Origin of the sequence: Luteimicrobium sp. DT211 (genome assembly GCF_049844995.1) — a bacterium.
Classification (GTDB): domain Bacteria; phylum Actinomycetota; class Actinomycetes; order Actinomycetales; family Cellulomonadaceae; genus Luteimicrobium.
This window is the reverse complement of record NZ_JBNCMC010000006.1, coordinates 43,524-55,908: the sequence shown is the minus strand read 5'-3', so window position 1 is coordinate 55,908 and position 12,385 is coordinate 43,524. Positions and strand designations below refer to the sequence as shown.

The window sequence follows — 12,385 nt, the reverse complement described above, 5'->3', positions numbered from 1 at the left end:
CCATGGACGCCACGACGGGCGCGGCGCTCGAGCTCGACGACATCCAGGCTGGTGCTCTGTTCGAGCGCCCGTCGCCGTACGTCGGTACGTACCTCCTGCTCCGTATCCGTGATCGTCATGACGGGCGTGAGCTGGTCCGCCGGCTGCGTCGACTCGTCGACCCCGCAGCCGGTGGCGGCACGGCGGACAAGACGTCGTTGACGGTGGCGTTCACGTACAGCGGGCTCGAGACTCTCGGTGTGCCCCAGGAGTCTCTGGGCAGCTTCGCCCCGGAGTTCCGCGACGGGATGGCGGCTCGCGCCGAGCTGTTGGGGGACACCGGTGAGAGCGGTCCTGACCGATGGGAGGAGCCGTTCGGCTCGCCCGATGTGCACGTCGCCGTCGCCGTGCTCTCCTCGGACGAGACCCGCCTCCGGATGGCCTCGGACAAGGCGCGTGCCGCGCACACCGAGCTGCCGGGCATCGACCTGATCTGGCGCCAGGACTGCTACCAGCTCGCGACAGGACGGACGTCGTTCGGGTTCAAGGACGGCATCGGCCAACCCGCGGTCGAGGGGAGCGGCCGGGAGCCCTCGAACCCCCGCGAGCGTCCGCTCAAGGCGGGCGAGATCATCCTGGGCTACCCCGACGAGACGGGAGACCTGCCGCCCATGCCGACGCCGGACGCCCTGGGTCGCAACGGCACCTACGTCGTGCTCCGCAAGCTGCACACCAAGGTCGCGGCGTACCGGAACTACCTCCGCGCACGGTCGGCCACGCGCGCCGAGGAGCATCTCCTGGGCGCCAAGATGGTCGGGCGTTGGCAGAGCGGTGCGCCACTCGCCCTCACGCCCGACGAGGACGACCGCGAGCTCGGGAGCGACCCACGGCGCAACAACGACTTCGGCTTCGGTGATGACCCGCGTGGGTTCAGGTGCCCGGTCGGTGCCCACGCCCGACGGGCCAACCCGCGCGACGGCCTGGACCAGGACGGCAGCGTCGATGTACGACTGCATCGGATGATCCGACGCGGCACCAGCTACGGGCCGCCGCTGCCCGACGGTGTGACCGAGGACGACGGCATCGATCGCGGCATCGTCTTCGTCTTCGCCGGTGCCCACCTCAAGCGGCAGTTCGAGTTCGTGAAGACGCAGTGGCTCAACGACGGCATCTTCATCGGCGCCCCGCTCGAGTCCGACCCCCTCGTCGGCCCCCGTGACGGGCCCGGGACGTTCACCATCCCTCAACGACCGATCCGGCGCCGGCTGCAGGACCTGCCTCCGTTCGTGGTCACCCGTGGCGGCGAGTACTTCTTCGCACCGAGCCTGAGCGCCCTCGCCTGGCTCGCCGACCTGGACAGCTGAGAACCGCCACCCGGAGAGGAAGCAGATGAGCGCATCAAGCACGGACCGCTGGGCAGCACTCGACTTCGCCCCACCGACTTCCGACGCGGAGGAGACCGAACCTCCGGTCCTGCTCCAGTACCTCCGCGAGGGCCGGGTCGCACAGATCACGCTCAACCGTCCGCACGCCGACAACGCGATCAACACCGAGATGGGTGCGCTGCTGACCGAGGTCGTCGAGGAGATCGCGGTGCGGACCGCTGTGCGGGTCGTCGTCCTGACCGGAGCCGGCGACCGGGCCTTCTCCGTCGGGAGCGACCTGCGGGAGCGCAAGGCCATGACCAAGGAGGGCTGGCTGCGCCAGCGCCAGGCCTTCGACCGGACCCTCTACACGGTCCGCCAGCTGCGCAAGCCCATCTTCGCCGCCGTCAACGGCCTCGCCTACGGCGGGGGCTGCGAGCTGGCACAGAGCACCGACTTCATCATCGCCTCGACCGGCGCCACCTTCGGCCAACCCGAAGCCATGCTCGGCCTGGCGGCGGGCGGCGGCTCCCCGGCCCTGCTGCCCCGCCTGCTGCCTCGCGGCAAGGCCCTGCAGATGCTGATGACGGGCGACCCGGTCCCGGCTGCGGAGGCGTACCGGCTCGGCATGGTCAACGAGCTGCACGAACCCGGCGAGCTGATGGCAGCGGCCGGGCGGATCGCGGACAAGATCGCCGGGAACTCGCCGACCGCCGTCCAGTCGGTGAAGCGCGCCGTGCAGCTGGGCGAGGGGCAGCCGATCGAGCAGGCGATCGCCGTCATGATGGACGCCCACTGGCGGTCCGCCGTCCACCCTGACCGCGTCGAGGGCATCGGCGCCTTCAACGACGGTCGTGAACCCTCGTTCCTCGACTCCGACTTCTGAACCGACGCACACGCGGCACCGCCCCAAGGAGGCTGAACAGCATGACCGTTGCTGATGATCTCGAGGCCGCACGTGCCTCGCTGGTGATGATCAACCCTGCGCCCTACAACGCCGAGGCGCCGCCGGCCGCGCTGGCGGACGACGTCACCCGCACCGAGCTCCACTACGTGCGCAGCAACTTCGCGGTGCCGGAGCACGACGGCACCCTGGAGATCACCGGCGCGGTCGGCGCGCCCCTCACGCTGACCCTCGACGACCTGCGGGCGATGCCCGCGCACCACCACGCGGTCACCCTCGAGTGCGCCGGCAACGGGCGCCTCGAGATGCGGCCGCTGCCCACGGGGGAACCCTGGGGGGACTTCGCCGTCTCCACCGCACGCTGGACCGGCGCACTCCTCCACGACGTCCTCGCCGAGGTCGAACCGGCGGCGGACGCGGTCGAGCTCCTCGCCGTCGGCGCCGATCACGGGCCGTACCACCTGCAGGCGATCCTCCCCGAGACCGACCAGGACAACCTCACCTTCATGCGCTCGCTGCCGATCGCGCAGGCCACCGACCCGGGCTCCGGCATCCTCATCGCCTACGAGATGAACGGTCGACCCCTCGAACGCGACCACGGCGCGCCGTTCCGTCTGATCGTCCCGCACTGGTACGCCGTGGCCTCGGTCAAGTGGCTGACCCGGCTCGACGTCCTCACCGAGCCGTACACCGGAGAGTTCCAGACCGGCCACTACATCTACGAGTGGCCCGACCAGCCTCACGAGCCCGTCACCCTGATGCGCGTCCGCGCCCGCATCACCGACCCGGCACCCGGCTCGACCCTCGACCAGGACAGCTACACCGTCCGCGGCAAAGCCTGGTCCGGCACCGGACCCATCACCGCCGTCGACGTCAGCCTCACCGGTGAGGGTGACTGGCAGCCGGCCGAGCTCCGCCCGGCCGACCCGGAAGACTACGGGTGGCAGGAGTGGAGCTTCACCTGGGAGGGCATCGGCGTCGGCCGGCACACCCTGCGGGCCAGGGCGACGGACGCTGCTGGAAACGTCCAACCCGACGTACCGCCGTGGAACCGTCTCGGCTACGGCAACAACGCCATCGAGGTCATCTACGTCGACCGTCGATGACCCACAGGGTCCGGACACCCACCCGGACCGCCACGTGATCGACGCAGGAGACGGTATGGACGCGTCGATATCGACCACACCCGTGACGTGATCGGTGGGGCGGCCACGCGTCTCGGTGCGCTGACGGACTCCCTCGCTCGTCGACGAGACCGGCGAGGACCACAACGAGCCGGGATCGACGTCCGCTGGTGATCGAGAGCCTGTGTTCGGTGCCGCCGAGCAGCGAACCAGTAGGGATCGGGTCCGATGACTGCGCTGCAATCACCCAACAGACGGCTCCTGCGCGCCAGGCGTCAGCTCCGTGCCGAGCTCGCGCAGCTCGTGTGCGCGCTCGTCGGGCTCGGTCTGGGCCTGCTCCTGCCGCGGCTGACGATCGACCCCGGCATGGCCGGCAACCGCCTGGTCGGACCGCTCATGACCATCGGCATCGGCGTCGTCGGTGTCGTCAGCCTCGTCTACTCGCTTCTGTTCGGGGTCGTCCAATGGTCAGCCTCGAGCTTCACGCCTCGGCTGCGGCAGTTCCGCGGTGATCCGTTGGTGTGGCGCACCTTCGCGTTCGCGATCGGCGTCTTCGTGTACTGCGCGACTGCGGCACTGGTCGGCGCCGATCGCTCCCGAGTGTGCGTGCTGGTACCGAGCACCGCGATCGTGGGGCTGCTCGCGACGGTGGCGCTCATCCGGCAGCTCCAGGTCCGGGCCTTCTCGTCGCTCCAGCTCGCGCACGTCCTCGAAACCATCTCCACCGACGGCCGCGCGGTCATCGACGACGTCTATCCGTTGCGCGTCGCTCCCCAGAGCACGGTGCCGCCGTCGTCGTTGGGGCCGTTGCGCCGGACCGTGGCCTGGAGCGGCCGCTCGGGCGTCGTGCAGCAGCTCGATCTCCTTCCCCTCATCGACCAGGCCTCGCGGGCAGATGCTGTCGTCGCGTTCCGTGTCGGCGTCGGCGAGACGGTGCACGAGGGCACCCCGGTCGCCGACGTGCACGGGGGCGACCTGTCCGACCAGGTCGTCGAAGGAAGCGTGGTCCGCGGTTCTGAACGTTCGTTCGACCAGGACCCCACGCTCGCAGTCCGGCTCCTGGCCGACATCGCGCTGCGTGCCCTTTCGCCAGCGGTCAACGACCCCGCCACGGCGGTCGACGCGATCGACGCCATCGACGGGTTGCTCCGGGCGCTGACGAAGCGCGACATCGACGTCCAGGACATCACCGATGCCGCCGGGCAGCTCCGAGTCCGGTTGCAGCTGCCGACCTGGAGCGACTACACGCGTATTGCCATCACGGACCTGATCCCGCCCGCCAGCCCCTTCGTCATGGTGCTGGGGCGACTGCGCCGGCTTCTCGACAACCTCGTCGAGTCGGTGTCGCCCGAGGCCCGACCTGAGCTCGTGCAGCTGCTGGCCCGAGTCAGCAGAGCACTGACTCTCCGGGACGAGGTAGGAACAGGTGACACCTGACGTGCGGTGCCGTCAGGCGCTGCTGGGAGGATGCTCACCGCGGCCGGACTCCATCCCCAGGATTTCCGCGACGACGTCGTGGCCGTCGCACGCCGCGGCGAGGCTCCGATCAAGCAGATCGCGAAGGAACGTCGCGGCATCTCCGAGTCCTGCCTGCGCCACCGATGGCACGCCGCCGACGTCGAGGACGACGCGAAGCCCGGAGTGACGGCCGGGGAATCACCCTGCCCGGGCGATACCGCGGAGCGGTCCGTTCGGCATCGTGGGAGGCGGACCCACAGGAGGCCGGCATGACAACCACGAACGACGACGCGCCACCGACGGCAGACGTCCTGGTGATCTTCGGGATCACGGGCGACCTGGCGCGCGTGATGACGTTCCGCTCTCTGTACCGGCTGGAGGCCCGGGGTCTCCTCGACTGTCCTGTCGTCGGGGTCGCCGTGGACGACTGGACGGTGGAGCAGCTCGCCCGGCGGGCACGCGACTCGATCGTGGCGACCGGGGAGCAGCTCGACGAGGAGGTCTTCGGGCGCTTCGTCGCGAGGCTCTCGTACGTGAGCGGCGACTTCACCGACCCTGCGACGTACGGACGCGTCGGTGAAGCGATCCGGGGCGCCTCGACGCCGTGCTTCTACCTCGAGATCCCGCCGTTCCTGTTCGGCAAGGTGGTCAGCGGCATCGCGGAGGCGGGGCTGGGCGACGGCGCGAGGTTCGTCATCGAGAAGCCCTTCGGCCACGACCAGCAGTCGGCTCGGGCGCTCGCGGACGAGCTGCACGAGCACGTCCGTGAGGAGCAGCTGTTCCGGATCGACCACTACCTCGGGAAGATGGGCCTCGCGGAGATCCTGCACCTGCGCTTCGCCAACGCGATCCTCGAGCCGATCTGGAGCCGGAACTTTCTCGACTGCGTGCAGATCACGATGGCCGAGAGCTTCGGGGTCGACGACCGCGGCAGCTTCTACGACCCGGTCGGGGCGCTCCGCGACGTGGTGGTCAACCATCTGATGCAGGTCGTTGCCGCCGCCGCGATGGAGCCGCCCGCGCGCGGTGACATGCACACCGTCAAGGAGTCGCAGGTCGCGCTGTTCCGATCCGTCGTCGAGGCGGACCCGCGCCACTACGTCCGTGGCCAGTACGACGGCTACCGCGACGTCCGAGGTGTCGCGCCCGGGTCGACCACCGAGACGTTCACGGCGCTGCGGCTCGACATCGAGAACTGGCGGTGGGCAGGTGTCCCGTTCTTCATCCGGGCGGGCAAGCGGCTCCCGGTCACGCAGACCGAGCTCCGGCTGGTCTTCAAGCGCCCGCCACGCATGGGGTTCTGGCCGAAGGGGCACGACCCCGAGCCGAACCAGCTCGTCATCAAGCTCGACCCGTCGACCGGGATCCGCTTCCGGGTCGACGCCCGGCGCGCCGACCTCGGACGGATCGGGCCGATCGAGCTCGACATGGAGTTCGCCGACGAGGGCGGCGAGGGTGCGACGCCGTACGAGGTCCTCCTGCTGGCCGCCATGACGGGGGACAGCACGCGGTTCGCCCGTCAGGACGGGATCGACGAGACCTGGCGCGTCATGCAGCCTCTGCTCGACGCCGAGACACCCGTGCACCCCTACGCCCCGGGCACCTGGGGGCCCGAGGCTGCGAACGGGCTGACGGCCGGGTGGGGCGGCTGGCGCACACCCTGGCTGCCGGCCTGATCGGTGTCGTCACGCCCCCGAGCGGGCCTTTCACCCCGCTCAGGGCTGGGCGCACCTGCCGGTCGGCGGTAGCGTCCGACGGGTGGAGGGGGACTCCGTGGTATCCCCGCCCGGCGTCGGCCCAGGGCCGACCGACCGCGGCGCCACGGGTGCGCCGAAGCGGGTGGCGCGCCGTCCGGGGCGGCCAGCCGGCCCCGACCACAGGGCCTCCGCGCTCGCGATCCTGGTCGGCTCCGTCGAGCCGGTCGTCACGGTCGTGGCGCCACCGGGGTATGGCAAGTCCGCACTGCTGTCGGCCTGGGTGAAACGTCGAGGCCTTCCCGTCGCCTGGGTCGCGTGCGACCAGATCGACGACGACCCCCGGACGCTCTGGCGCACCGTCGCCGCGCTCCTGGGGTGCCCCGATCCTGCGCTTCGGTCGGGCACGCCCGCCCCCGGAGACGTCATCCGCGTCGTGGATCGGCTCGCGCGGGCGCTCGGTGCCCGCGGCGCCGGGACCATCGTCCTGGACCGTGTCGAGACCGTCTCCGGCGAGTGCCTACGCTCGGTCGTCGCCTTTGCCGACGCCGCGCCGGCCGGATGGCGGATCGCGCTGGCTTCCCGGCACCGTTTGCCGCTCCCGGTGGCCCGGATGCGGCTCGCCCACCGGCTCGTGGAGATCGGAACTGCCGAGCTGTCCTTGTCCGCCGCAGAGGCGCAGCGCCTCCTGGCAGACCCGGCGCTCCACCTGAGCGAGCGCCGGGCCGCTGAGCTGGTCCGGGATGCCGAAGGATGGCCGGCGGCGCTCTCCCTGGGCGCGCTCGCCGTCCGGTCCGGCGAGGTCACGGCGCGTCGACCGTTCACCGGGACGACCCGGCTCATGGGCGACTACCTGCGCTCGGAGGTGCTCGACGCGCTCTCCGACGCGGAGCGTCGGTTCCTGGACCGGACGTCGATCGTGGACCGGGTGAACGGGCCGCTGGCCGACTCCGTCGTGGGGGGCACCGGGTCGGCACGCACGATCGAGACCCTGCTCGGCCGCAACGTCATGCTGCCCGCGGCCGGCGAAGACGACGGTGAAGGCTGGGCGCGGTGTCACCCCCTCGTGCGGCAGGCCCTGAGCACCGAGCTCGTGTCGGTCTCGCCCGAGCTCGTCCCCGTGCTCCACCGCCGCGCCGCGCAGTGGCTCGAGTCCCACGGTGAACCGGAGCGCGCCGTCGACCACGCCTACCAGGCGATGGACGCCGAGTGGTTCGGCCGCCTGGTCCTCGAGGCCATGCAGCCCGCCTGGGCGCGCGGCCGGATCGACCTCGTCCTCCGCTGGCTCGGGCAGCTCGGGAGCCTCTCGCCGGAGACGCACACCCCGGCCCTCGTCGCGCACGGGGCCCTGGTGTTCGCGCTCGTCGGTCGGCCGGGCGACGCCGAGCGGTGGGCTGCCGTCGCCGAGAGCCTGGCACCCCCGGCCGCCCCGTCGCCGGACGGCACCATCGAGGGAGCGCTCGCCTACCTGCGGGCCAGCCTGGGCTCGGGCGGTCCCGCCTCGATGCGCCGCGACGCGGCGGACGCCCTGCACCACCTGCCCCCGGCCAGTCCCTACCGCGCCGAGATGATCCAGACCGAAGGGCTCGCCGACCTGCTCGACGGCGACCTGGCCGCGGCGGATGCGGCCTTCGTGCACGCCTACGACGTGGCGGTCAGCGTCCCGGCGGTTCCGTGGGCGGCGCTCGCACTGGCCGAGCAGTTCGAGGTCGCGGTCGGGCAGGACGACTGGACCGCTGCCGAGGCCCTCGCCAAACGGTCGCTCGAGGTCGTCCGTCGTGGTCCGCTGCAGGCCTACTGGACCAGCGCGCTGCCCTTCGCGTGCGCCGCACGGGCGGCCGCGCGCCGCGGGGACATGGACGAGGCCCGCGAGCACGCCCAGCGGGCCGCGCAGCTCCGCCCGCTGCTCACCTACGCGTTGCCGGTCGTCTCCGTGCAGGTGCTCCTCGAGCTGGCGCGCGTCTACCTCGCCCTCGTGGACCCGGCCGGGGCGAGCGCGGTCCTCGAGCAGGCCAGGGGCATCCTCCACCAGCGGCCGGCCCTCGGGACGCTGGTGACCGCCGCCCGGCAGCTCGACGAACGGGTCGGGCAGATCACGGCAGCCCGGCCCGTCGGGGCCTCCTCCCTGACCGCGGCCGAGCTCCGGCTCGTGCCCCTGCTGTCGACCTACCTGACCTACCCCGAGATCGGTGAGCAGCTCTTCATCTCCCGCCACACGGTCAAGACGCACGCGTCGTCGGTCTACCGCAAGCTCGGTGCGTCGTCGCGCAGGGAAGCGGTGGAGCGCATCGTCGAGCTGGGCCTCGCCTAGCTCAGCCGAGCCGCGCGAGCAGGTGGTCGCCCACCCGCAGCGCGTTGGCGATGGCCGTGAGCGCCGGGTTGACCGCGCCGATGCTCGGGAAGAAGCTCGTGTCGACGACGTACAGGTTGTCGAGCTCGTGCGCCCTGCAGTCCGCGTCGAGCACCGAGGTCGCCGGGTCGGTGCCGAAGCGCACGGTGCCGGCCTGGTGCGCGCACCCCGCGACCGGGACGTCGTTCTTCATGTAGACGTCACGGGGGATCAGGTGGTGCGGGTGCATGCCCAGATGGCTGAGGTGCTTCTTCACCCGGTGGTACAGCTGCTCCATCGGCTCCTGGTTGTTCGGCGTGTAGCTGAGCACGACGCTCCCGTCGTGGTCGAGGGTGACGCGGTTGTCGGGGTGCGGGAGGTCCTCGACCGACAGCCAGAAGTCGATGGCGTGGGCGGCGACCTCGCGCAGCGTGAACGTCGGCGCCAGCTTGGTCTCGATCGGCTTCTCCCCGCGGTACATGGGTGCCGACGACTTCCCGACCATCTGGACGTTGCCCATCGGGAACGCGAAGTCGGCGTCCCCGAAGTAGTAGTCGTTCAGCCCGAGGGTCTTCTGGAAGCGGGTGTCGTTGGGCTCCTTCGAGACGGCCAGGAACGCCCGGCTGTTGTGGAACACGTAGTTCCGCCCGACCTGGTCCGAGCCGTTCGCCAGCCCGTGGGGATGCCGGTCGTCGGCGCTCGCCAGGAGCAGGCGCGCGGAGTTCACGGCCCCGGCGGAGACCACGACGACGTCGCCGGTGAACCGCTCCTCGACGCCGTCGACCTCCGCGACGACGGTCGTCACCGTCCGGCCCGACGCGTCGGTCTCGAGACGGCGCACGAACGCGTTGCGGACGAGGGTGACGTTGTCGTGCCGCAGCGCCGGTCGGACGGCGATCACGTCGGCGTCCGACTTCGCGTGGACCAGGCACGGGAAGCCGTCGCACGTCGCGCAGCGGATGCACGTGCTGAACGCGGGCCGGGCCTCGTCGAGCATGATGCCCGAGGGTGCGTGGAACGGGTGGAGCCCCACCTCGGTGAGGTCGTCGAACAGCCGCTGGATCCGCGGCTCGTGCGACACCGGCGGCCACGGGTAGGGCGCCGACGCCGGGGGCTCGGTCGGGTCCTCGCCCCGCGCGCCGTGGACCTGGTAGAGCTCCTCGGCCTGGGTGTAGTACGGCTCGAGGTCGCCGTAGTCGATCGGCCACGCGGGTGAGATCCCGCCGTGGTGCCGGAGCTCTCCGAAGTCGCGCTCACGGAGCCGGTACAGGGCGGCCCCGTAGAACTTCGTTGCGCCACCGACGACGTAGTGGACCTGGGGTTGGAACGCCCGCCCGCTCGCGTCGTACCAGCGGTCCGGCGACACGTAGCGGTTGTCGACGAAGACGGCCTCCGGGTCCCAGTTCTCGATCTCGCGGGGGAGCCAGTCACCGCGCTCCAGGACCAGCACGCGCTTGCCCGACGGGGCGAGCCGGTGCGCGAGCGTGCCGCCGCCCGCGCCCGAGCCGACGATCACGACGTCGTAGTGGTCGCTCATGGCGTGGCTCCTCCTGGGTCGTGTGCTCCCGGCGCGGCCGTCACAGCGACAGCTCCGCCCGCAGGTCGGACAGGATGATCCGTCCTGCCGCCTGGATCATCGCGAGGTGCGAGAACGCCTGCGGGAAGTTCCCCAGGTGCCGCGCGCGCTCGACCTCGAACTCCTCGGCGTAGAGGCCCAGCGGCGACGCGATCCGCAGCAGGCGCTCCATCAGGCCCGTGGCCTGGTCCATGTCCCCGGTTGCTGCGAGGGCCGAGACCAGCCAGAACGAGCAGATCAGGAAGGTGCCCTCCTTGCCCGAGAGCCCGTCGTCGGTCTCGTCCGTGCGGTACCGGAGGACGAAGCCGTTCTCCGTGAGCTCCTCGGAGATCGCCTTCACCGTGTTGCGGATCCGCTCGTCCGTGCCCGGCAGGAACCCGAACAGGGGCGCGAGGAGCGTGGACGCGTCGAGGGCGTCGGTGTCGTAGTGCTGGCGCAGCACGCCGCGGTCGCTGACCCCGTGGGCGAGGATGTCCGCCTTGATCTCGTCCGCGACGGCCGACCACTCCTTCTCGAGCTTCGCGTCGTCGCGGATCGCCGCCAGCTTCGCCGCCCGGTCGAGCGCCACCCATCCCATCAGCTTCGACGAGACGTAGTGCTGCGGCTTGCCGCGCGCCTCCCAGATGCCCTGGTCGGGCTCGCGCCACGCGGCGACGGCCCCTGCCGCCTGCGACTCCACCAGCGGCCACAGCCGGCGCGGGAGGTGCTCGCTGCGACGCGTGTGCAGCAGCACCGAGTCCAGGACCGCCCCGTACACGTCGTTCTGGTGCTGGTCGAACGCCCCGTTGCCGAGCCGGACGGGACTCGCGCCCTCGTAGCCGGACAGCTCGTCACGCGTCGACTCGCTGAGGTCGCGCCGACCATCGATGCCGTACATGATCTGGAGCCCGCCATCGGCGTTCGGCTCGAGGTCCGCCACGAACTGCATGAACTCGTCGGCCTCCCAGTCGAGGTTCAGGTAGTGCAGGGCCTGCAGCGTGAACGTCGTGTCGCGCATCCACGTGTAGCGGTAGTCCCAGTTCCGCTCGCCGCCCGGCGCCTCCGGCAACGACGTCGTGAGCGCGGCCACCGTCGCCCCCGTGGGCATATAGGTCAGGCCCTTGATGGTGAGCGCGGAGCGCTCGATGGGGTGCCGCAGCCGGTGGTCGGGGATCCGTGCGCGGGCGAGCCAGCTGCGCCAGAAGCGGACGGTCTCCTCGACGTGCGCCGAGGCCTCGGCGACGTCCGACGGCCCGGCCAGCCCCGCGGCCCAGGACATCGCGCAGAACGCCCGGTCGCCCTTGGCGAGCACGTGGCGCGCCCGCGCGGTGCCTCCCTCGATGCCGATCAGCATGTCGGTGGTGAGCCGGAACTCCGTCCCCGAGGCGCCGGCCGCGTCGGCGTGGTGGCCACCGTCGTCCAGGCTCCAGGTCGCTGCGACCCGCCCATAGTCGAACGCGGGCTCGCAGACGAGCTCGATCTCGGCGGATCCCTCGAGGCACTCCACCGTCCGGACGAGGAGATGGCGGGCGTCCTCGTCGGCCGGTGGCCTGGTGTGCGGTGTCACGACGTCAGGGCCCTGCCGGGGCCCGATCACCAGGGCGTCGTGGACCACGAGCCACCCGCCCGGGACGTGCCACGTGGTCATCAGGACGTTCGTGCCGGGGACGTAGGTGCGGGCGGTCGGGACGTTGATGCCGTTCGGGCCGAACCGGAACGACCCGGCGCCACGATCGAGGACGTTCCCGAACACTCCCGGCGAGTCGAAGGCCGGGAGGCACAGCCAGTCCACCGACCCGTCGGGCGCGACCAGTGCCCCGGTATGGCAGTCCGACAAGAACCCGTAGTCGGCGATCGGGGGAAAGGGAGACCTCGTGGCGCTCACGTCCCGCTCCTTCACACTCGGTGGTGCACGGTTCCGCGGCGGGCCGCCGTGGTGTCGCCCTTCCACCTTCGAACCGGAGCGGTGCTCGCGGCA

General features: G+C 71.4%; 8 protein-coding genes. 6 read left to right on the top strand and 2 right to left on the bottom strand.

Going from position 1 to position 12,385, the window contains the following annotated elements; all coding sequences use genetic code 11:
- Positions 1-2: 2 nt before the first annotated feature.
- From ACLQ14_RS14920 to ACLQ14_RS14895, 6 genes are all read left to right on the top strand, one after another.
- Entirely contained in the window at positions 3-1,343 is a 1,341-nt protein-coding gene (locus tag ACLQ14_RS14920; protein WP_425814383.1) for a Dyp-type peroxidase, read from the top strand.
- A gap of 25 nt (positions 1,344-1,368) precedes the next feature.
- Entirely contained in the window at positions 1,369-2,229 is an 861-nt protein-coding gene (locus ACLQ14_RS14915) for an enoyl-CoA hydratase/isomerase family protein (RefSeq protein ID WP_425814381.1), read from the top strand.
- Between the two features lie 41 nt (positions 2,230-2,270).
- Complete coding sequence (locus tag ACLQ14_RS14910; protein WP_425814379.1) at positions 2,271-3,353, top strand: sulfite oxidase; 1,083 nt, start codon at positions 2,271-2,273, stop codon at positions 3,351-3,353.
- A gap of 246 nt (positions 3,354-3,599) precedes the next feature.
- A complete protein-coding gene (locus tag ACLQ14_RS14905; protein WP_425814377.1) occupies positions 3,600-4,808 on the top strand; it encodes a DUF2254 family protein in 1,209 nt (402 codons plus the stop codon).
- Between the two features lie 290 nt (positions 4,809-5,098).
- Positions 5,099-6,505, top strand: a complete 1,407-nt coding sequence (gene zwf, locus ACLQ14_RS14900; protein WP_425814375.1) for a glucose-6-phosphate dehydrogenase — start codon at positions 5,099-5,101, stop codon at positions 6,503-6,505.
- 97 nt (positions 6,506-6,602) lie between these two features.
- Positions 6,603-8,834, top strand: a complete 2,232-nt coding sequence (locus ACLQ14_RS14895) for a LuxR C-terminal-related transcriptional regulator (RefSeq protein WP_425814373.1) — start codon at positions 6,603-6,605, stop codon at positions 8,832-8,834.
- A 1-nt stretch (position 8,835) separates the two neighbouring features.
- Here ACLQ14_RS14895 and ACLQ14_RS14890 read toward each other — a convergent pair whose 3' ends face one another.
- Both ACLQ14_RS14890 and ACLQ14_RS14885 read right to left on the bottom strand, forming a co-directional pair.
- Positions 8,836-10,389, bottom strand: a complete 1,554-nt coding sequence (locus tag ACLQ14_RS14890) for a GMC family oxidoreductase (protein ID WP_425814371.1) — start codon at positions 10,387-10,389, stop codon at positions 8,836-8,838.
- Positions 10,390-10,429: 40 nt separating this feature from the next.
- Entirely contained in the window at positions 10,430-12,292 is a 1,863-nt protein-coding gene (locus tag ACLQ14_RS14885; protein ID WP_425814369.1) for a glycoside hydrolase family 15 protein, read from the bottom strand.
- Positions 12,293-12,385: the final 93 nt, after the last annotated feature.